This is a genomic window from Bradyrhizobium sp. HKCCYLS20291 (assembly GCF_051167715.1).
Lineage (GTDB): Bacteria > Pseudomonadota > Alphaproteobacteria > Rhizobiales > Xanthobacteraceae > Bradyrhizobium.
Map to the genome: position 1 here is coordinate 1 of NZ_JBNPTO010000025.1, position 21,079 is coordinate 21,079.

General features: G+C 60.1%; 20 protein-coding genes. 18 read left to right on the top strand and 2 right to left on the bottom strand.

What is annotated here, in order from left to right; genetic code table 11:
• Positions 1–277: 277 nt before the first annotated feature.
• The 4 genes from trbF to ACQR07_RS34295 are packed head-to-tail and all read left to right on the top strand — an operon-like array spanning position 278 to position 3,352.
• Complete coding sequence (gene trbF, locus ACQR07_RS34280) at positions 278–961, top strand: conjugal transfer protein TrbF (RefSeq protein ID WP_434906463.1); 684 nt, start codon at positions 278–280, stop codon at positions 959–961.
• Between the two features lie 41 nt (positions 962–1,002).
• The gene (trbG, locus tag ACQR07_RS34285; protein WP_434906464.1) at positions 1,003–1,926 is read left to right on the top strand and encodes a P-type conjugative transfer protein TrbG; all 924 of its coding nucleotides are present in this window, start codon (positions 1,003–1,005) and stop codon (positions 1,924–1,926) included.
• Positions 1,923–3,128: a TrbI/VirB10 family protein gene (locus tag ACQR07_RS34290; RefSeq protein ID WP_434906465.1), complete on the top strand. Its 1,206-nt coding sequence runs from the start codon at positions 1,923–1,925 to the stop codon at positions 3,126–3,128. Before trbG ends, ACQR07_RS34290 begins: the two co-directional genes overlap by 4 nt.
• A 2-nt stretch (positions 3,129–3,130) precedes the next feature.
• Complete coding sequence (locus tag ACQR07_RS34295) at positions 3,131–3,352, top strand: DUF2274 domain-containing protein (protein WP_434906466.1); 222 nt, start codon at positions 3,131–3,133, stop codon at positions 3,350–3,352.
• A 235-nt stretch (positions 3,353–3,587) separates the two neighbouring features.
• On the opposite strand, the gene ACQR07_RS34300 is transcribed toward ACQR07_RS34295, so the two are convergent.
• Positions 3,588–3,875: a DUF1330 domain-containing protein gene (locus ACQR07_RS34300; RefSeq protein WP_434906467.1), complete on the bottom strand. Its 288-nt coding sequence runs from the start codon at positions 3,873–3,875 to the stop codon at positions 3,588–3,590.
• Between the two features lie 545 nt (positions 3,876–4,420).
• Between ACQR07_RS34300 and ACQR07_RS34305 the strand changes: the two genes are divergently transcribed.
• From ACQR07_RS34305 to ACQR07_RS34315, 3 genes are all read left to right on the top strand, one after another.
• Positions 4,421–5,599 (top strand): thiolase family protein, encoded by a 1,179-nt coding sequence (locus ACQR07_RS34305; RefSeq protein ID WP_434906468.1) that lies wholly within the window; start codon positions 4,421–4,423, stop codon positions 5,597–5,599.
• Positions 5,600–5,668: 69 nt separating this feature from the next.
• Entirely contained in the window at positions 5,669–6,856 is a 1,188-nt protein-coding gene (locus tag ACQR07_RS34310) for an iron-containing alcohol dehydrogenase (RefSeq protein WP_434906469.1), read from the top strand.
• A 77-nt stretch (positions 6,857–6,933) separates the two neighbouring features.
• Positions 6,934–8,145 carry an ABC transporter substrate-binding protein gene (locus ACQR07_RS34315; RefSeq protein ID WP_434906470.1) on the top strand — a complete coding sequence of 404 codons (1,212 nt, stop codon included), beginning with the start codon at positions 6,934–6,936 and terminating at the stop codon, positions 8,143–8,145.
• 219 nt (positions 8,146–8,364) lie between these two features.
• Here ACQR07_RS34315 and ACQR07_RS34320 read toward each other — a convergent pair whose 3' ends face one another.
• The gene (locus ACQR07_RS34320) at positions 8,365–10,158 is read right to left on the bottom strand and encodes a sigma 54-interacting transcriptional regulator (protein WP_434906471.1); all 1,794 of its coding nucleotides are present in this window, start codon (positions 10,156–10,158) and stop codon (positions 8,365–8,367) included.
• Between the two features lie 210 nt (positions 10,159–10,368).
• On the opposite strand from ACQR07_RS34320, the gene ACQR07_RS34325 reads away from it, so the two are divergent.
• The 11 genes from ACQR07_RS34325 (at position 10,369) to ACQR07_RS34375 (ending at position 20,601) form a co-directional block, all read left to right on the top strand.
• Positions 10,369–11,694 (top strand): ABC transporter substrate-binding protein, encoded by a 1,326-nt coding sequence (locus tag ACQR07_RS34325; RefSeq protein ID WP_434906472.1) that lies wholly within the window; start codon positions 10,369–10,371, stop codon positions 11,692–11,694.
• Positions 11,695–11,708: 14 nt separating this feature from the next.
• A complete protein-coding gene (locus tag ACQR07_RS34330; RefSeq protein WP_434906473.1) occupies positions 11,709–12,455 on the top strand; it encodes an ABC transporter ATP-binding protein in 747 nt (248 codons plus the stop codon).
• Entirely contained in the window at positions 12,452–13,177 is a 726-nt protein-coding gene (locus tag ACQR07_RS34335; RefSeq protein ID WP_434906474.1) for an ABC transporter ATP-binding protein, read from the top strand. Before ACQR07_RS34330 ends, ACQR07_RS34335 begins: the two co-directional genes overlap by 4 nt.
• Complete coding sequence (locus ACQR07_RS34340) at positions 13,177–14,079, top strand: branched-chain amino acid ABC transporter permease (RefSeq protein ID WP_434906475.1); 903 nt, start codon at positions 13,177–13,179, stop codon at positions 14,077–14,079. The genes ACQR07_RS34335 and ACQR07_RS34340 overlap by 1 nt, the downstream gene beginning before the upstream one ends.
• Positions 14,076–15,122 carry a branched-chain amino acid ABC transporter permease gene (locus ACQR07_RS34345; protein WP_434906476.1) on the top strand — a complete coding sequence of 349 codons (1,047 nt, stop codon included), beginning with the start codon at positions 14,076–14,078 and terminating at the stop codon, positions 15,120–15,122. The genes ACQR07_RS34340 and ACQR07_RS34345 overlap by 4 nt, the downstream gene beginning before the upstream one ends.
• Positions 15,119–16,225, top strand: coding sequence for an NAD(P)-dependent alcohol dehydrogenase (locus ACQR07_RS34350; protein ID WP_434906477.1), 1,107 nt, complete (start codon positions 15,119–15,121; stop codon positions 16,223–16,225). The genes ACQR07_RS34345 and ACQR07_RS34350 overlap by 4 nt, the downstream gene beginning before the upstream one ends.
• Positions 16,226–16,280: 55 nt before the next feature.
• Positions 16,281–17,723 carry an aldehyde dehydrogenase gene (locus tag ACQR07_RS34355; RefSeq protein ID WP_434906529.1) on the top strand — a complete coding sequence of 481 codons (1,443 nt, stop codon included), beginning with the start codon at positions 16,281–16,283 and terminating at the stop codon, positions 17,721–17,723.
• A gap of 42 nt (positions 17,724–17,765) precedes the next feature.
• The gene (locus ACQR07_RS34360; RefSeq protein ID WP_434906478.1) at positions 17,766–18,260 is read left to right on the top strand and encodes a YybH family protein; all 495 of its coding nucleotides are present in this window, start codon (positions 17,766–17,768) and stop codon (positions 18,258–18,260) included.
• Positions 18,261–18,434: 174 nt separating this feature from the next.
• The gene (locus ACQR07_RS34365) at positions 18,435–18,812 is read left to right on the top strand and encodes a nuclear transport factor 2 family protein (protein ID WP_434906479.1); all 378 of its coding nucleotides are present in this window, start codon (positions 18,435–18,437) and stop codon (positions 18,810–18,812) included.
• Between the two features lie 119 nt (positions 18,813–18,931).
• Positions 18,932–19,681: an aldehyde dehydrogenase family protein gene (locus ACQR07_RS34370; RefSeq protein ID WP_434906480.1), complete on the top strand. Its 750-nt coding sequence runs from the start codon at positions 18,932–18,934 to the stop codon at positions 19,679–19,681.
• A 23-nt stretch (positions 19,682–19,704) separates the two neighbouring features.
• A complete protein-coding gene (locus tag ACQR07_RS34375; RefSeq protein ID WP_434906481.1) occupies positions 19,705–20,601 on the top strand; it encodes an alpha/beta fold hydrolase in 897 nt (298 codons plus the stop codon).
• Positions 20,602–21,079 lie beyond the last annotated feature (478 nt).

The window sequence follows — 21,079 nt, forward strand, 5'->3', positions numbered from 1 at the left end:
GGCTCAGCTCCAGCGACGGGCGGTTTTGCGAGAACCGCCCGTTTGCGCATTCTGGCAGATCTGGCGCACACAAGGGGTGCTGCCCAGAACAGCCAGGCAGAATCCTCTTCGCCGGTCGAGGGGAATGTCTCAGCCGCTACCTCGCCCCGCTGGGCTCAACGCATCAAGGCAGCGCGCGCCGTTCACCAGGGGGCGTCCACAACCACGCAAGCAGTGCGCAATGCCGAGCAGGGCGGGCACGGCAGCTCCGTTGATCTCTCCGAGGGGAAATCCTGACATGTTCAAGCGTCCCTCCGTCCACTATGGCCGCACACCCGAGCCGGTCACGCCCTATCAGAAGGCCGCGCAAGTCTGGGACGAGCGCATCGGCTCGGCCCGCGTTCAGGCCAAGAACTGGCGGTTGATGGCATTGGGGTGTCTGGGCCTCGCTGCAGGTCTGGCTTCCGCGCTGATCTGGCAGTCAACGCGTGGAACGGTGACGCCCTGGGTGGTCGAGGTCGGTCATCTCGGCGAGGTCCAACGTGTCGCGCCGGCGATCGCGGACTACAAACCCACCGATCCGCAGGTCGCGTTTCATCTCGCTCGATTCATCGAGGATGTCAGAGGTCTGCCCGCGGACGGGATCGTGCTGCGTCAGAACTGGTTGCGCGCCTATGATTTCACGACAGATCGCGGCGCCGCTGCGCTCAACGACTACGCTCGCTCCAACGATCCGTTCACGAAGCTTGGCAAATCCCAGGTCTCCGTCGAGGTCTCCAGCGTCATCCGAGCCTCGCCGGATAGTTTCCGGGTCGCCTGGGTGGAGCGTCGCTACGAGAACGGCGCGCTGAGCGCGACCGAGCGCTGGACTGCGATCCTGACGATCGTGCTCGCGATGCCCGACAACGCCGATCGGCTGCGCAAAAACCCGCTCGGTGTCTACGTCCAAGCCATCAACTGGTCGAAGGAGTTGTCGCAGTGAATAGGCCAATTGCTGGGTTGTCGCGCGCGCGATGGACGATCGTGCTTGCGACTATTGTTCCGCTTGCCGGCTGCGTGACGACTGCGCCGCCCAAGATCAGCTATGACAGCGACGTACCGCCCCTGCCGGCACCGCCTCCGGCCATGGAGGACAGGCCCAGACCGCTTCACTTGCCGCCGCCATGGAAGGTGTCTCTTGGTGGCCGAACTGGTGCCAAGGAGGACGCGGACCCGCTCGATCGTGTCGAGACAGCCAACAGCGCCGCGCGGGTTGAGCCGCGAAAGCGGGGGTATTTCAACGCGGCGCAAATCTACGCCTACAGTCCTGGCGCGCTCTACCAGGTCTACGCGGCGCCTGGGCAGATCACCGACATCATGCTCGAGGAGGGCGAGCAGCTTACGGGCTCCGGTCCGGTCTCGGCCGGCGACACCGTCCGCTGGGTAGTCGGTGATACCGAGAGCGGCGTGGGTGAGACGCGACGCGTCCACATCCTCGTCAAGCCTACGCGGCCTGCAATAGAGACCAACCTCGTCGTCAATACCGATCGCCGGACCTACCTGCTCGAGCTGCGGTCTCGCGAGAAGCCGTATATGCCGGCCGTCGCCTGGTACTATCCGCAGAATGCGGATACCCGAGCCCGACAGGCGATGCTGAGGCCGGAGTTGCCTGAGCCGTCGCAGCGGCGTCTACGATATCGGATCGAGGGTGATGATCCGCCGTGGAAGCCGGTGAATGCCTATGACGACGGACGCAAGGTCTATATCGAGTTCGCCCGTGGCATCGTGCAAGGCGAATTGCCGCCCTTGTTCGTAGTTGGCCCGGATGGTGCGCCGGAGATCGTCAACTATCGGACCTTCCGCAATGTGATCATCGTCGATCGGCTGTTTGCCGCAGCAGAATTGCGCCTGGGTGGCGAACAGCAGCAGCGGGTCCGGATCATCCGAACCGATGGAGCAACCCCGTGACGGGCGGCGAAGACACAGCTTCGGTCGCGCAAGAGACGTCTGCTGCCGACCAGCGTACAAAGGAGCTGCGGCTCAAGGGTGATCCGCCACCGATCACGCGGCTGTCTCGCAACGTCCTGGCGGGCGGGAGCGCGCTGGCGCTCCTCGTGATCGGCGGCACCTTCATCTGGGCGCTGCAGGCCAACAAGCCACGGCAATCCGGTTCGGACGAGCTCTACAGCACCGATCACCACGATGTGGCCGACGGCGTGTCTGCGCTGCCACGCGATTATGCGAGCTTGGGCAAGGACACCCCCGTTCTCGGCCCTCCGCTACCTGGCGACCTCGGCCGGCCGATCCTGGCGTCGCAAGGTCAGGCAGCGCCCGCCACGCCCGATCCGGACCAACAGCGCCGAGAGCAGGAGACGGAAGCTGCGCGCGTCAGCCGGCTGTTTGCCGCCACCAATGCACGCGACGCCCAGCCGTCGGCAAGCACAGTTCAGGGCGGCGACCGGACCGGGATGGCGCCAAATCCGGATGATCTTCTCACTCAGAATGGCCAGGAGCGCAAGCTCGCCTTCGTTAATTCTCCTGTCGATCGCCGCACCACCAGTCCGGACCGGGTCACGCGGCCGGCGTCTCCATTCGTTGTCCAAGCCGGGACCGTCATACCCGGCGCTTTGATCACGGGGATTCGCTCCGACCTTCCTGGACAGATCACGGCTCACGTGACCGAGAACGTCTTCGACACTCCTTCGGGACGCACTTTGCTCGTTCCGCAGGGAGCTCGCCTCATCGGCGCGTACGATAGCCAGGTGACGACCGGCCAGACACGCGTGCTCCTGGTCTGGACGAGACTGATCATGCCCAACGGCCGCTCGATCGTGCTCGAACGTCTCCCGGGAGCCGACGCGGGCGGCTATTCCGGGCTCTCTGACGAGGTCGATAATCATTGGAAGCAACTTATCGGGGCGGCATTGCTATCGAGCCTGCTGTCGGTAGGTAGTGAAGTGAATGCCGGAGCAAACGCGAACACGAACAATGCCGGGATCATCCAGGCGTTGCGCCAGGGCTTTGGAAACGCGATGAGTCAGACCGGCCAGCAGCTCGTACGCCAGCAGATGAACATTCAGCCGACATTGACGGTGAAGCCGGGCTTTCCTGTGCGGGTGATCGTCAATCGCGATCTCGTCCTTGGGCCATATCGTGGATCGGATTACTAGCAATGAAGTTAAAAATTACGGCCTTGCCCGACGAAAAGCCAATAAAGCTGACAATTGAATTTCCCGCAGCTGTGCACCGCGACTTGAAAGTCTACGCAGAGATCGTCGCTGGAGAGTCCGGTCAAGTGTCGGGAAACCTGGAAGCGCTCGTTGTCGCGATGGTGGCCCGCTTTATGGCAACTGACCGTGCATTTCTAGGATGTAAAAGAAAACACGTCAGCTGACGCGGCCGCGCATCTAGCACAGGATAGAAATCCGAACGCATAAGCCAACGTCTGATTTTGATAAACGTCCAGAATGTGCCACACCACAATGCTGTTTGAGATCGGGTTCAAGAACTCGATCTCGCGAAGTGAGTCAGAAGCGCCGCAGGATATTGGAGAAGAGCCGAGGCAATCGAAAAGCAAATTGCCTCGGTCGCTTCATTTTTAGCCTAGAGCAGCTAGTGAAAATTGCAGGCTAGACGCCGGAAAATGCCCAGATATTCATGGTCGCGATGCCTTCACGGAGCTTTTTGATCGGCACATAGTCTGCCGAGCTCCACAAGGAGTTGATTGCTTGCATGTCAGGAAATTCAAACATAACGACTGGCCGTTGATCAGGTTCGCCTTCCAGGACCTCCACTTTGGCCCCTCTTGCAGAGAGCGTTCCGCCGAAGCGAGCGATGAGCGGCACGACCGCCTGCACGTATTTCTGGAACTGGGCTTCGTCAGTGATGGTGCTCTGGGCGATGAAATAGGCAGGCATGATCAAACCTCTCTAGAGCCAACGATAGAAGCGGACCGATGCGCTTCTGAGGATCGCCCGGAACTTTGATGAGGGAATTTCAGAGCGCGGGCCGATCGTCGTTCTGATCTAAGAGCTTGTAAGGTAATAAGCAAGTATTTCGCGCAATTTCGATTTTGGTAAAAGTTACGGCCTTACGGTGGTAGCGCAAGATATCCGCAAGGTAACTTGCTTTTTGATAAACAAGTGGCTAGCCTTCCCGTCTAGCCGCTGCGGGGGTGACCAAATTCGCCTGGCCTTTCGGCGTCGCCGCAAAAAATTGGGATGGAGGAGCAGGACTTGTTTCGCCGAGCATGTCGGACACCTTTGCCAGCCCCCCTGGGCTGAACAGACCGAAAGAGGGCCGTCAGCTTCTGCACCCATTATGGTGGAGGCCAACGACGGTCGACTGGCCGATCACGCGCGAATTCGCCCGCAAGGCCGGCGAGGGCTGAGATGTTTCACTAGCGCCGGAACGGCAGAGTACCATCGAAAAGACTGTCAACTCGGAAAGATTGGAGCGTCGATTGACCCGAAATGCCGTGATCGTAGATGCCGTCCGCAGTCCCATGGGCCGAGGAAAGGCGGGTGGCGCGCTGTCTGGGGTGCACCCTGTGGATCTGCTTGCTCACGTTCTAAGGGGGCTAGTCGATCGCAATCAGATTGACCCCGGAAAGGTTGAGGATGTCATTGTCGGCTGCGTGACCCAGTCCGGTGAACAAGCCAATGTCGGCCGGATGGCGGTGTTATCGGCCGGATTCCCGGTGCACGTACCGGCGACGAACATTGATCGCAAATGCGGTTCAAGCCAGCAAGCCATTCACTTTGCCGCCCAAGGCGTGATCGCCGGGGCTTACGACATGGTGATAGCTGGGGGCGTCGAGTCCATGAGCAGGGTTCAGATGGGCTCCAACCGAATGGGCAAGGATGACCTGGGCCCAGGGGTACGCACCCGTTTTCTGTCGGGGTTGGTATCACAAGGGATCGCTGCCGAAATGGTGGCTGCAGCGTGGAACATTTCGCGAGAGGAGCTTGATAGCTATGCCGTGCGGTCTCATCAATGTGCCGCCGTTGCTCAGAGGAGCGAAGCGTTCGCTGACGAAATTGTTCCTATAGAAGCGGTCGAAACAAAAATCGATATGGACGAAACGATTCGCCCGGCTACGACTTCGGAAGCGCTTTCCGGACTCAAGTCGGCCTTTCGTAACGACGAGCTCGCGCAGCGATATCCAAATCTGCCCTGGGGCGTGACAGCAGGTAACTCGTCTCAGATCACGGACGGTGCTTCAGCGCTGTTGATCATGGAGGAGAGCGTAGCAATTCGCCTAGGTCTTAAGCCGCGGGCGCGCTTCGTGGCATTTGATGTGATTGCGGACGATCCGGTGTTGATGCTGACTGCGCCAATACCTGCGACACGCAGGGCGTTGGCCAAGGCGTCGATGAACGTCGAGCAAATCGATCACTTCGAGATCAATGAAGCGTTCGCCAGTGTGCCTCTCGCATGGAATCGTGAATTGAAAGCAGATCCTTCCCGCGTAAACCCGCGAGGAGGCGCTATTGCGCTCGGACATCCGCTCGGGGGGTCGGGGGCGCGGCTCATGACGACCATGCTCAATGCGCTCGAGCAGACCAAGGGGCGCTTTGGTCTCCAGAGCATGTGCGAGGCCGGCGGTATGGCCAACGCGACCATCATAGAGCGTCTCTGAGCGGCACTTTGCTCACGCCAACAGCGAATTTGCTCCTTTGATGTGGGGCTTCCGACCCAAGGACAAGCGATGACCGAAAGCAGTCTCCAAAATCTCATGCCGGGCACCCAGCGAAACTATTTGCAGGAACGTGTCGTGCACGGCCAGCCGGCGGCCGAGGTTATTGTTGAGGAAACTCGAAAACTAGGAAAGTCGCGTGTGTTCATCACGACAAGCCCATCTCTCAGTCGGGAAGATGGCTTGCCGAGGCAGGTCGCGCAGGCTCTCGGAGAGCGCTTTGCCGGGCTATACTCCGGAATCACCGCTCATTCTCCACGTCAGTGCGTCATCGATGGTGCGGCCGCCGCTCGCGAAGCGAACGCCGACATCATGGTTGCCATCGGCGGCGGATCGGTCATCGATGCGACCAAGGTCATGCTGATCTGTCTCTGGCACGGACTCAAGGATCCCAGCGAGCTGGACCCGTATATTGGAGGTCTGGATGCCGATCCTAGCCGTTGGCCGGCCGACGGCGCCAGTCGGGTCCGAATGATTGCCGTTCCCACCATGTTTTCTGCAGCAGAGTTTACTTGGTTCGCAGGCGTATTTAACCCCAATCGCCATGCGAAGGATGCCTTCGCTCACCCTCTGATTGTTCCGCAAGTGGTGGTACTCGATCCGGCTGCAACGCTGCCGACTCCTCTACCAATTCTTTATGCGACAGGGATGAAGGCGATCGATCACGCCGTCGAGCGGCTCTGTGGCCTCCATGTCCCGCCGCTTGCCGAGGCCGTTTCCAAGGAAGCCTTGCGGCTCCTTTACACGTCGCTGCCGCAAATGGGTGGGCCAGCCGATAACTTAGGGTGTCGGATGTCGGGCCAGTTCGGAATGTGGCTGTCAATCTCCGGCGGAACGGGCGGGGTTCCTGTCGGCGCTAGTCACGCGCTCGGACATGTGATCGGTGGATATGGAGTACCCCACGGCGAAACGACTGGCGTCTGTCTGCCGTCGGTGCTGCGTTGGAACCTGAGCGCCAATTCTGCTCGGCAAGATGCGACCGGGGAAGTTATTGGCGTCAAAGGTCTGGCTTTGGCTGATGCCATTGAGACGTTCGTGTCAAAGCTGGGTTTGCCGACGCGAATGCGGGACGTGGGCATCAAACGGGAGCAGTTCTCTGAAATCGCAACAAGAACGCTTCACGACTGGTCGAGCAAAACCAATCCTAGGCCGCTTACGACCGAGAGCCAGGTGATCGAAATCCTTGATTTGGCTTGGTGACGGGCTGCCGCATACCGCCAATCAATAGGCAGAGATGGCGCGTCGGGAACGAAGAAGGCTTTTGAGGGGGGCCCGGAATGAACCGGATTGGGATTTCGGCTATCGTCGTAGCGGCAGGCGCTTGGCTCTGTGGACCAGCTCTGGCCCAGAAATATTCTGGACCAGGGGTGACCGAGAGCGAGATCAAGATCGGCTCGCTCGCTCCATATAGTGGCCCAGCGTCAGCCTACGGGACGATCGGTAAGGCCTATGCCAGCTATTTCAAAAAGATCAATGATGAGGGCGGAATCAACGGCCGGAAGATCAACTTCATTTCTTATGACGATGCCTACAGCCCACCTAAGAGTGTTGAACAGACACGTAAGCTCGTGGAAAGCGACGAAGTCTTGCTTGTCTTTGGTTCAGTAGGAACACCGACTAATGCTGCAACACAGAGGTATCTGAACTCTCACAAAGTGCCGCAGCTCTTCGTGGCGTCTGGGGCATCGCGGTGGGACGATCCTTCGAATTTTCCGTGGACTATGGGGTGGTTTCCCACCTATCAGTCTGAAGGAAGAATTTTCGGAAAGTACATTCTGTCAAAATATCCAAACAGCAAGATCGCGGCCATATGGCAGAATGACGATGCTGGTAAGGACATCATGAAGGGCTTCAAGGAGGCTCTCGGCAGCAAGAGCAGCATGATCGTCGTAGAAAAGACCTACGAGTCAACCGATCCGACGGTTGATTCCCAGGTTGTTGCCTTGCGTGACTCCGGCGCCGATATCCTGGCATCGTTCACGACGCCGAAGCCCGCGGCCCAGACGATCAGGAAGACGGCCGAACTTGGCTGGAAGCCGATTTTTCTCTTGACTAACGTGTCCGCATCGATCCCCTCGGTGTTGCGACCAGCCGGCCTTGAGAATTCCAAGGGGATCATATCGACCGTGTTTCTCAAAGACCCTAACGACCCGAGCTGGGTTGACGACCCTGCCGTAATCGGCTGGCGGTCCTTCATGGATCAATACTATCCGCAAGGAGACAAAGGGGACATCAACAATGTTCTGGCCGTTGTTCAAGCGGAAGCGCTGATTCATGTCCTCAAGCAGTGTGGCGAGGATCTCAGCCGGGAGAACGTCATGAAGCAAGCCGCGAGCCTAAAGGATTATCGGTCTGATCTCCTACTTCCAGGAATCCATGCAAACACAAGTCCGACCGATTTTCTTCCGCTAGATCAGCTTCAGATCATGCAGTTTGACGGAAGAACTTGGCAACGTCTCGGCGAGACGATCGACGCCGCACTTCACTGATTTTATTCCGTTTGGCGACCTGAATACACCGCTCCGGCCTGCTCGATTGCCAATTGGTCGAGCAGTACACGCTGCAGCCGACACGATCGACCAAGACTAGGGAGATCGCATTGAAGCCGGGGCCGTGAACTTGACGCCTGATGTGCTTGGGGCGCATGATCTGACTTGAAATAGTTCGAAACTCAGCCTGCGCCAATTTGTACGTCACTTCGCGACGATTCAACGTTTCTGGCCTTGAATTCTCTTGCGGTGCCCGCACTGTTTCAGCCGATAGGCCAATTGAGCTCTTGTGATACCAATCGATCTCGCCGCTGCGGCAACATTCCCGCGTGCCGCTTCGAGTGCCGACAAATAGATTTCCGTCTGGTGATCTGGCAGCGAGAAGGGCTGATCCGTGGAACTCACGAATGCAATATCTTCGGTGAAGGAACTCAAGGAATTTTGCAGCTCGAGGCGGCCAGCCGTGCTCAGCGACATCCCGCCGGATTGCGATTTCGTTTCTCCCAAAGCAAGGTTAGACACGTCTATCGGGAAAGAGTCGGAAGTCAGAATGACGGCGCGCTCGACAATGTTCTGTAGTTCTCGGATATTTCCCGGGAAGTCATACTTTAAGAGTGCCTCGACCGCGCGCTGTGTGAACCCAGTAACCTGCTTATTATGCAGGTCGCAATAGCGGTTCGCGAAAGCCTCCATCAGAAGCGGGATGTCGTCCCGTCGTTCACGCAGCGGCGGTATATTGATTGGAAAGACGTTCAACCGGAAGAAGAGGTCTTCGCGAAATCGACCGGCCCTCACTTCGTCGCGCAAGTCCCGATTTGTGGCGGCGACGATTCGTACATTGGTGGGAATGGTTTTGGTCCCGCCGACCCGCTCGACTTCCCGCTCCTGAACGGCGCGCAACAGCTTGCCTTGGGCGACCATGCTCAGGGAGGCGATTTCATCCAGGAACAGCGTGCCGCCGTCGGCCCGCTCGAAGCGGCCGGGTCTGGAAGCCATTGCACCGGTAAACGCACCTTTCTCGACCCCGAACAATTCCGACTCGATCAGATTGTCGGGGATCGCCGCGCAGTTCAGGGCGATGAACGGCCGTGCGGCCCGCTTGCTGACGCGATGGAGCGTTCGAGCAAAGATTTCCTTGCCGACGCCGGACTCTCCAATGAACAGCACGGTCGCATCCGTCGAGGCGACACGATCGACCAAGTGCCGAACGACGTTGAATGATCCCGATGCGCCGACCAGCTGCGCGGAATCCTCGGGAGACTTTTTCGCATTGCGTTTCGCGTGAACGATCTTCGCAGCACCGTCGGCACGCTGCGATTGAGCGAACAGGTCGGCGTTGAAGTAACGCAGATCCTCTTGACCATTGTCCCATTCGCCAGCCGGCTTGCCGATGACGCGACAGTGCGGCGAGCCCATCGCGCGGCATTCGACCTCTCGGTAGACGATCATCTTGCCCATGAAAGCTGTCGCGTACCCGCTGGCATAGCCGAGCTGCATCCAGCAGACAGGTTCGCTGCCGATCCCATAACGCCGGATGTGCTCCTCGTCTTCGCTGGAATCGTGCCAGAGGAACTCGCCGTAGAAGCTGCCGGCGCCGATGTCGAAGTCGAAACGTACCGGGAGGACCTTGACGACGCCTTCGAGGGAGTGGAGCCGCGGGCCAGCGGCAAAGACGATCGACGGATGACTGTTCGGCCACCGCTTCTGGATTAGTTCGGCGTCGCGCACGCCTGACGCGAAGCCGACGCGGGTCAGCATCGCGCGGGTGTGCTCGATGCCGAAAGCTTCGATCATCTCATGGCGCAACGCTCCCATCGAAGCACAATGGACGAGCATCATGCGCTGTTCATCCAGCCAGATGCGGCCATCGCCGGGGGAGAACGAGAGCGACTCCGAGAGCTCGCGGACAGTCGGCGAGGAGCCCTCGTCGAGATCGGCGCTTGTTCCGAACAAGCCCGCCTTTTCACGAATGGCGGCAAGTGAAATTCGCGTTGGCTCGGCCATATTGCTCATTTGATCATATTGATGATCCGCATTCTACAGCAAATTTGATCATTTGATCAAATTTGACCGATGGTTGCATTCGGCCTTTCCCATCCAACAAATTGTTTTCGTTAAACAAAACGTTAAATCGCCATTCTGGCACGGCGGTTGCTGTCCTCTCCCAACAACAACGCGCTTTCGAGCGATCGGCCGCACAACGCGGTCTTCATAGGGAGGGGAATGATGATTGAGTTGACCGGTAAACCTCGCGCGGCTGGCCGCCCGATGTCCCGACGTGAGCTCCTGCGTTGTGCTGGCGGAGCCGGCCTTGCGCTCTCTGCGCCGTATGGGGCATTCGCCGCAGATAGCGAATCCGTGTTGAAGGTCGGCTTCATCAGCCCGCGAACCGGAGCCCTGGCGGGCTTCGGCCAGACCGATGGGTTCGTGCTCGAACACATCCGCAAGACCTTGGCGGCCGGCTTAAGAGTTGGGGAGAAGACCTACAAGGTCGAGGTTATCGATCGCGACACGCAGTCCGATCCGTCGCGCGCCAGCCAGCTCGCCAAGACGCTCATTACCGGCGACCAGGTTGACCTGATGCTGGCGGTATCCACGCCGGAGACGATCAACCCGGTTTCGGATGCGTGTGAGGCTGCCGGCGTTCCCTGCCTCTCGACGGTCATGCCGTGGGAAGCCTGGTACTTCGGTCGCGGCGCCAAGCCGGGCCAGCCCTCGCCATTCAAGTGGACCTATCATTTCGGCTTCGGCGTCGATGAGTTCTACCGCGCTTACATCTCGCAGTGGAACAGCGCGGTGAAGACCAACAAGAAGGTCGGCGTGCTCTATCCGAACGATGCCGACGGCAATGCAATCCGCGCCAATCTCGCTCCGCTGCTCGCAAAGCAGGGATTCACGATCGTCGATCCCGGTCCCTATGAGGACGGTACGACCGACTATTCAGCGCAGATTTCGCTGTTCAAGAAAGAGCAGTGCGAGATCTTCAACACCTTTCCCATTCCGCCTGACTTCGCCGCCTTCTGGCGCCAGGCTGCCCAGCAGGGCTACACCAAGACCGTCAAGATCTGCCAGGTCGCCAAGACCGGGCTGTTTCCGAGTGACGTCGAAGCGCTCGGCAATCTCGGCTTCAACATCGCAAGTGCCTGCTACTGGCACAAGGCCTTCCCCTACAAGTCCTCGCTTACCGGTGTGTCGGGGGCGGAGCTCGCCGACGGCTATGAGAAGGCTTCGGGGAAGCAGTGGACCCAGCAGCTTGGCGCAACCCTGTCGCTGCTCGATGCCGGATTCGACGCACTCAAAGCCTCGTCCGACCCGAAGAAGAAGGACGCCGTCGTTCAGTCGCTGGCGCGCCTGAAAACAACGACCATCGGCGGCAAGGTCGATTTCACCTCCGGACCCGTTCCCAACGTCTCGCCCGGTCCGATCATCGGCTCGCAGTGGATCAAGGCGCCCGCCGGCAGCAAGTTCAAGACCGACTACGTGATCACCGAGAATGCAACCGATCCGAATGTTCCGGTCGGAGCGAAGCTCTTGCCATACTCCAACTGATCGCGATCCGGCCGATGCTCGCCACTTCTACAGACATCGCGGTCACGATTGCCGCGCGCAACATTCACAAGCACTTCGGAGCGCTTGCGGTGTTGAACGGCATCGATTTCGCGGTATCCGCGCATGAAGCGGTGGGCATCGTCGGTCCCAATGGTGCGGGAAAGACGACGCTTCTCAGCGTCCTGATGGGCTCGCTCGAACCGACGAACGGGTCCATCCTCTACAAGGGCGCCGACGTCACCAGCCTCTCCGCGGCGGATCGCTGCCGCATAGGGATCGCTCGGACACATCAAGTGCCGAAGTCATTTGGTGGCATGACCGTGTTCGAAAACGTTCTGGTCGCCGCCCACCATGGCGGCGGACTGCACCGGCAGCAGGCCTACGACCATTCGGTCGAGACGCTCGAACTCTGCGGAATGCTGCGGCTTGCCAACCGACCGGCCGAGACGTTGGGTCTGCTCGATCGCAAGCGCCTGGAACTCGCACGCGCCGTTGCGACAAATCCGGCACTGTTGCTGCTGGACGAGATTGGCGGAGGTCTGACGGACGCCGAAGCCAGCGAATTGGTGACGACGATCAAGAAGCTGCGCGCGCGGGGCGTCGCCCTGGTCTGGATCGAGCACATCGTCCACGTCCTGGTGCAGGTCACCGAGCGCCTCGTCTGCATGGACAACGGCCGCATCATTGCCGACGGTGATCCGCACGAGGTGATGACCGATCCGGAGGTGGTGCGCGCCTATCTCGGGAGCACGCCGGCATGAGTCTCATTTCAGTTCGCGATCTCGAGGTGCGGCATGGCTTGCTGCGCGCGGTTCGCGGCATCTCGTTCGACATCGCGAAGGGGGAGACAGTGGCGTTCGTGGGTGCGAACGGTGCCGGCAAGACCACATTGTTGCGTGCGCTCGCCGGTGCTCACCTGCCGCTGTCCGGCAGCGTCGCCTTCTCGGGTTCCAACGTCACCATGGTGCCCTCGCATCTGCGGGTCCGGTCGGGCATTGCGCTCGTGCCGGAAGGGCGGCGGCTGTTCGGCGACCTCTCCGTGACCGAAAACATGCTGCTCGGGCGAGCCGCACACCGGTCGGGTAATTGGACGCTCGACAGCGTCATGGAAGCGCTCCCGCAACTCAAGCCGGTCCGCAACGCGCTTGCCAAGAACTTGTCGGGAGGCCAGCAACAGGCTGTCGCGATCGGCCGCGCGCTCATGACCAACCCAGCTCTCTTGCTGCTCGACGAGATTTCGCTTGGCCTGTCGCCAGCTGCGATCGATCTGGTCTACGCCGCCATCAACAAGCTCATCAAGGCGGGAACGACAATCGTGCTTGTCGAGCAGAATCTCGATCGCGCCATTGCGGTGGCGGACCGGCTCATCTGCATGCTGGAAGGCAGCGTCGTCCTTGAAGGACAAGCCAAGAGCCTCGAACGTGTGCAAATTACCAATGCCTATTTCGGCCTGGGCAGCTCTCGAAGAGCGGGAGGGCATTGATGGTCTGGCTGTCGCAGGTTCTGCAAGGCGTGCTGCTCGGCGGTTACTACGCGCTGATCGCCTGCGGACTGTCCTTCATGTTCAGTGTGATGGGCGTGATCAATCTGGCGCATGGCAGTTTCGCGATGCTCGCCGCCTACGGCCTGTGGGCGCTCGCCGAGCATGCCGGCATCGACCTGCCGATCGGCGCCGCGCTGATCCTGCCGGCGATGGCGCTCACCGGCATCGCCTTCCAGCGGCTCGTGCTGGATCGTTCGACTCGATCAGGATTTCTCATTCCGGTTCTCGCGACTTTCGGCCTGTCCATCGTGCTGGACAATCTCTTGTTCCAGCAGTTCGGCGCCGATACGCGCTCGCTTGCGCCGTTCATTGAGGACCTCTCCTACGATTCTTGGGAGCTCGCGGATGGTCTGTTCATCGGAAAGCTCGCAGCCTACATCTTCACTGCCGCGGTTCTGCTACTCGGCGGCCTACAGCTGTTCCTGTCGAACACCCAGATGGGACGGGCGATCCGAGCCACCGCCGCCGATCGCGATACCGCCGGCCTGGTTGGCATTGATGCACGCACGGTCAATGCCTGCGCGACAGCGATAGCACTTGCCACGGCGGGAATTGCCGGCGCGGCGCTCGGCATGCGCGCGACATTCAACCCCTATGCCGGAGCGCCGCAGCTGATCTACGCGTTCGAAGCCGCCGTGATCGGCGGGACCGGCTCGCTCTGGGGCACCCTGGTTGGAGGAATCGTGCTCGGCGTCGCACAGACTATCGGCGCGCAACTCAATCCCCAGGGCTTCCTGATTGCCGGCCACGGCGTCTTCCTGACCGTGCTGATCGCCCGCAGCGTCGTCGGCCGGCCAGCCGACCTTTGGCGCGTGCTCTTTTCTGCCAGGAGGGCGTCATGACGAATGCGTTCGTCAAGGTCGAGCGCTGGACCAGGGTGTCGATCGTGGCAACCGGCGGCAGTCTGTTGGTGCTGGCAGCGCTTGCACTGCTGCCATTCGCCACCGGCAGCGCGGTGCTCGACAAATTTACCACCTTGTTCATCTACGTCATTCTTGCGGCGACCTGGAACGCGCTGGCGGGCTATGGCGGTCTCGTATCGATCGGCCAGCAGGCCTTCTTCGGACTGGGCGCCTATTTCACGATCCGGCTGTCGGATTATGGCGTCAACGCCTATCTCGCGGCATTCGCCTCCCCGGTCATTGTCGGCCTTCTCGCATGGCCGATCTCCTGGCCGATGCTCCGGCTCCGCGCCGGGGAATTCGCCATCGGCATGTGGGTGCTCGCCGAGCTGTTTCACCTTCTGGTCAACCTCGACCCGCTCATCCAGGGCGAGACCGGCACATCCTTGATCGCGCTCAACGCGTATGATGCCAGCACCCGCAATGCGCTGACGTTCTGGACTGCCCTCGTTGCGCTGGCCGCCGTGCTGGCCATCCTGTTCATACTGCTTCGGTCACAAGTCGGCGCAGGATTGCAGGCGATCCGCGACAACGAGGAGGCGGCGGCATCGATCGGGATCCGCGTCGCGAGCACCAAGCAGATCATCTTCGTATTCGCGGCAGCAGGCGCGGCGATCGCGGGCGCGTTGTGGCTCGCGACGGCCATCTCGTTCCAGCCCAAGACCTACTTCAGCGTCCAGTGGACCTCCTACATGATCTTCATGGTTCTCGTGGGTGGCCTCGCGACGTTCGAGGGCGCGATCTTGGGTGCGATCATCTTCTTCGTCATCGAGGCTTCGTTCGGCGCTGCCGGAGTCTGGTACCTGATCGGACTGGGCGCGGTTGCGCTCGTCATGTCGCTCGCGATGCCGCGCGGCTTGTTCGGCACCTTCGTCGCGACGACCGGCGTGCGGCTTCTGCCGATCGGCCATTGGCTGCGCCCTTCCGCCTCGAATTCCAAGTTGCTCGACGCTTCCGCAAGTCTGAAGGAGGATATCCGATGAAAGTGCACGCCGCCGTGACGCGAGCCAAGGCCGCGCCGATGTCGCTCGAGACCCTTGAGCTCGACGCGCCTCGCCCGGACGAAATCCTGGTCAAGCTCGCCGCTACCGGGATCTGCCACACGGACATTGCGATGCGCGATCAGGCATTCCCTGTACCTCAGCCAATCGTGCTCGGACATGAGGGCGCAGGTGTCGTCGCCACCGTCGGAAGCGCCGTGACCAAGGTGAAGCCCGGCGACCGCGTCGTGATGACCTTCAATTCCTGCGGTCATTGCCCAAGCTGCAGCGAGCATGCCTCGACCTATTGCTACGAGTTCTTCGGATACAACTTCTCCGGAAATCGTCCCGATGGCACCAGCCCGCTGTCCAAGGACGGGCAACGCATCCATGGCAACTTCTTCGGGCAGTCGTCCTTTGCCAGTCACGCGCTTTGTCACGAGCGCAATGTGGTCAAGGTGCCGGACGATGTTCCGCTCGAGTTGCTGGGGCCGCTGGCTTGCGGCATCCAGACGGGCGCTGGCGCGATCATCAATTCGCTGAAAGTCGTAATGGGGCAGAGCCTCGCGGTCTTCGGAGTCGGCTCGGTCGGGCTGAGTGCCATCATGGCTGCCCGTCTCGTAGGTGCGGGCAAGGTCATTGCGGTCGATCTCAACGATGCGCGACTGAAGCTCGCGCTCGAGCTCGGTGCGACCCATGCCGTCAATGCACGTAGCGAGAATGCCGTCGAGCAGATCCGGAACTTGACGAACGGAGCCGGGACTGACTTCACCTTCGAGACGACAGGCGTCATCCCGGTTCTGCGCCAGGCCATCGATGCGCTGGCGCCGCGCGGCACTTGCGGCTTTGTCGGTGCATCAGCCGCAGGCTCGGAAGTCTCCGTCAACGTCATCGACATCATGACCGCCGGTCGCAAGATCCAGGGCATTGTCGAAGGCGACAGCAATCCCGACGTGTTCATTCCGCGCATGATCGAGTTCTACAAGCAGGGCCGCTTTCCCTTCGACAAGCTGATCACCTTCTATCCCTTCGAGAAGATCAACGAGGCGATCCATGATTCCGAACACGGCAAGGCCGTGAAGCCGGTGGTGCGGTTTCCGCAATAGAGCCAAGGCCCCCGACGCTCTGCGACATTCTTGGAAAGAGACGAAAGGCATGACAATGAACGTCAGTCTCCTGATCGGCGGCGAGCCCGTCGACGCACATGACGGTGCGACCTTCGATCGCCACGACCCGGTCACCGGCCAGTGCGCCTCGCGCGCCGCGGCCGCATCGGTCGACGACGTCAACCGGACGGTTGCCGCCGCGCACAACGCGTTCGAGATCTGGTCGCAGACCGGACCGGGCCAGCGCCGCGCCCTGCTTCTCAAGGCGGCGGATCTGATGGAGAGTCGACAGGCGGAATTCGTCGACCTGATGCTGCGCGAGACCGGCGCCACGGCGCCGTGGGCCGGCTTCAATGTGCATCTCGCGGCTGGAATTCTCCGCGAGGCCGCCGCGATGACCACGCAGATTACTGGCGAGATCATCCCCTCTGACAAGCCCGGCGTTCTGGCAATGGCAATCCGGCAGCCGGTGGGGGTGGTCGTCGGGATCGCGCCGTGGAATGCGCCGGTCATTCTCGGGACGCGGGCCATCGCCGCGGCGCTGGCGTGCGGCAACACGGTTGTTCTTCGCTCCTCCGAACTGTGCCCGGGCACACACCATCTCATTGGCAAGGTCCTGAACGATGCCGGCTTCCCGAAAGGGGTCATCAATGTTCTGTCCAACGCGCCCCAGGATGCTCCGAAGATCGTCGAAGCCCTGATTTCCCATCCTGACGTGCGCCGCGTGAACTTCACGGGGTCGACGCGCGTCGGCCGCATCATCGCGAAGCTCGCGGCCGAGCATTTGAAGCCCGTGCTGCTGGAACTCGGCGGCAAGGCACCGTTCGTCGTGCTCGATGACGCAGATATCGATCACGCTGTGAACGCGGCCGCCTTCGGTGCGTTCATGAACCAGGGCCAGATCTGCATGTCGACCGAGCGCATCATCGTCGACAGCAAGGTCGCGGACCAGTTCGTGGCCAAGCTAGCCGCCAAGGCATCGAAACTTCCCGCGGGCGATCCGCGCGGGCATGTCGTGCTGGGCTCGCTCATCGATCTCAAGGCCGCGGAACAGATGGATGCGCTGATCGCTGATGCCGTCGCCAAGGGAGCCAAGATCGTTGCGGGAGGCAAGCGGACTGGAAGCGTGATGGAAGCGACGCTGCTGGACCACGTGACGCCGGAGATGAAGATCTACCGCGAGGAGTCGTTCGGTCCGGTCAAGCCGATCGTGCGCGTCAACGGAATCGAGGAAGCCATCAAGGTCGCCAACGACACCGAGTACGGGCTTTCGGCCGCGGTTTTCAGCCAGGACATTCCGCAAGCCATTGCCACCGCAAGAAGGATTGCGAGCGGCATCTGTCACATCAACGGTCCGACCGTCGCCGACGAGCCGCAGATGCCGTTCGGAGGCGTCAAGTCGAGCGGCTACGGCCGCTTCGGCGGAAAGGCCGTGATCGACGAGTTCACCGAGCTGCGCTGGATCACGATCGAAGGTCCGCAGCACTATCCGTTCTAGCTGCCGAATGTCGTCCATGCATTGCGAAAGGGAGGAGTACTCGTGTCTGCTGGTATCAAGTTCACGACAAGTGTAGCCGTAGTGTGTATGGCGCTGGCTTCGACCGCACGGGCCGAGGACGCAGGAGCAACGATCCGCAAGGACATCGACATCTACATGCAATCGATTGATGCGGCCGATCCGGACATGGCCACAAAGGTCTGGTCGACGACCCCGCAAGTGAGCTTCATTCATCCGCTCGGACACGAAAAGGGTTGGGACTCGATCAAGACCAACTTCTACGACAAGATCATGGGCGGCGCGCTCAAGGACCGGCACCTCAAGCTGGTCGGCGAGCCGGCAATCCACGTTTATGGGGAGTCGGCAGTCGTGGAGTTCTACTGGGACTTCGTCGCCACGATCAAGGAAAACGGCGCGGCCTTGCACACCACCGGTAGGGAAACCCAGGTCTACGAAAATCTCGCAGGATTGGGATGGCGGATCGTCCACATTCATTATTCCCGGCCGCCGGCGACCGAATTGTCCAAGGGACTTTGACGGACAACCCCGCCAAGCGATGCAACGGAAAGGCGGGCGTTGCCGGTGCCGCGGGATCCGTGGCTCCAAGGTTTCCGGACTGGCCACCATAGTAATCGTGGCGGCCATTCCGCATGTGAGCACCAAAGTGAAGCGGTGAAAGCACCGCTTCGGCCTTCAACGCCTGAGGTCCGCATGGGTCCCGATCAAAACAAAGCGACGGCACAGGCCTTCTACGAGCTCATGTTCAATCAATGTCGTCCACACGAAGCCGTCGAACTTTACGTCGGCGACCGCTACATCCAGCACAACCCTGTGGTGCCCGACGGCAAGGATGGGTTCATCACTTATTTCGAGCGCATGGCACGCGAGTATCCAGGCAAGCGGGTTCATTTTGTCCGTGCTCTGGCCGAGGGGGATCTCGTGGTGCTGCACACGCGTCAGGAGTGGCCCGGCGATGCCGACTGGGCCGGGATGGACATCTTTCGCTTCGTGAACGGCAAGATCGTGGAGCATTGGGACGTCCTGCAGCGCGTTCCATTCGAGGCCGCAAACTCAAACTCGATGTTCTGAGGAAGCCTGCGGCCGTCGATTCGTGACGCTGTTTCCGCAAACGAGCCAAGACCCGAAACGCCTCGTGACAGTCTTGGAAAGAGACAAAGGGCATAAAATGCGACAAGGCGCTGTTCGTTATGATGGGTGACGTAGATGTCGATCACGCTGTGAACGCAGCCGCCTTCGGTGTATTCATAAACCAGTGCAACCAGGGCCTGATCTGCATGTCGACCGAGCGCGTCATCGTCGACAGACAGGTCGCGGACCAGTTCGGGGCCGAGTTTGCGGCCAAGGCATCGAAACATCCCATGGGGGATGCGCGCGGGCATATCGCGTTAGGCTCGCTCGTCAATCTCAAGGCCGCCGAGCAGATGGATGCGCTGAGCGACGATGCCGTCGCCGAAGGAGCCAAGGTAGTCGTCCGTAGAATGCGGGCAGGGCGCGTGATCGAAGCAACCCTGCTCGACCACCTGACGCCGGAGATGACGATCTACCGCGAGGAGTCGTTCGGTCATGCCGATCATGCGCGTGAATGGAATCGGGGAGGCCATCAAGGCCGCCAACGACACGGAGTACGAGCTTTCAGCCGCAATTATCAGCCAGGACAGTTCTCGGGTCATGGCTACCGCAAGAAGAATCGCGAGCGGCATCTGTCACATCAACGATCTGAAGCCGCCGACGAGCCGCCGATGCGGTTCGGAAGGGGCAAGTCGAGCGGTTACGACCGCTCCGGCGGCAATGCAGTAGTCGACGAGTTCACCGACTTGCGCTCGCTCACTATCAAGGGTCCACCGCAGCATCCATTCGAAATCGCGGATATCGCGGATGCGTATGAAGCAGGGGAGAACGCACGTCTGCTGGTCTCAGTCGTAGTTAGTCGGACGTGAGGAAATCTCGAAGGGAACAATCTATGCACAAGTGTTTGATCGCGACACTTTTTTGGGCGGCCATCATGTTACCCGCACAGGCTCAAGCTCCGTGGCAACTCCCGCCCGGTATCAAATCGATCGAGGTCAACGGCTATCCAATGGCATATCAGGAAGCTGGCAGCGGAACGCCGGTTTTGCTGGTGCACGGTTCGATGAACGATTATCGGTATTGGAGCCCGCAAATCGAGGCTTTCGCGGGGCAGCACCGAGTCATTGCGGTTAGCTTGAGGCACTTCTTCCCCGAGCGGTGGGACGGCAATGGCTCGGATTTCTCTATCATCCAACACGCCGACGATGTGGCCGAGTTAATCCGGAAACTTGATCTCGGTCCGGTGCACCTCCTCGGTCACTCGCGCGGTGGTGCAGTCGTGCTGAATGTCGCCGCACGACATCCTGAAGTCATCAAGACCCTCATGCTTGCCGATGCAAGCGGTATGGAAACGTTGCTTCCGGACAGCTCTCAAAGTGGTGCCGCAGATGGACGGAAGCTGCGTGATGAATTTGCGGCCCACCTTGCCAAAGGCGACCGCGAGGGTGCCATAAAGGGGTTTGTCGAAGCTTTGAATGGTCCCAAGGGATGGGACGAATTGAGTCAGGAGGAGAAGACAATTCTTCTGGACAACATTGGCACGGCGATGCGCCCCGAGCAACGGCCGAGTCTTTCGTGTGAAGTGATCGCCAAGTTTCAATTTCCGGTTCTACTCCTGAACGGGGAAAAGAGTCCGAAACGCTACGCTGAGATGTTTGAGGCCATGCGCAAGTGCTCCACCACCAACGTAGCAGAAGCTGTTGTAATTCGCGGTGCCTCACACGCCATGAATCGGCAGGAACCGGCGGTCTTTAATGCTGTTGTCGAAGCCTTTCTCTCAGGCAGATGAATTTATCTATAGACGTCGAGGGCTGAAACGATGAAGCTCAGCGAAGCTGATCAGTACCTCTCTAGCGAGTCCAAGCACTATATATGGGGCGCACCTTGCGTGGTAGCTAGAAGGCAAATTGATGGGTCATAGAACTGGAGATGGCCGGCTCGGCTGCCGCCGGTACCGTATGCCGTTGACCGGCCGCTCCGTGAAGATCTGACGCCAGGAGACTGGATCGATTGAAGACGGTGGGCGATCAGCCGGAGCTTTTCGATAAGACCCGGGAGCGACGGGATCTTCCGCACGATGCCGATGGCGGCTATGGACACGATAAGGATCTGTTTCTTACAACGGGCAGTCCCGGAGGCCCAAAACTCCAAAATGGTCTTGTAGTAAGCCAGCCGACGCAGCGCCAAGATGCCCTCAAAATGAACAAAACAATGAGCCGGTGAAAATTTGTGTCGTTTTTACAGGAAAGTTTTGACGCCGATTGACA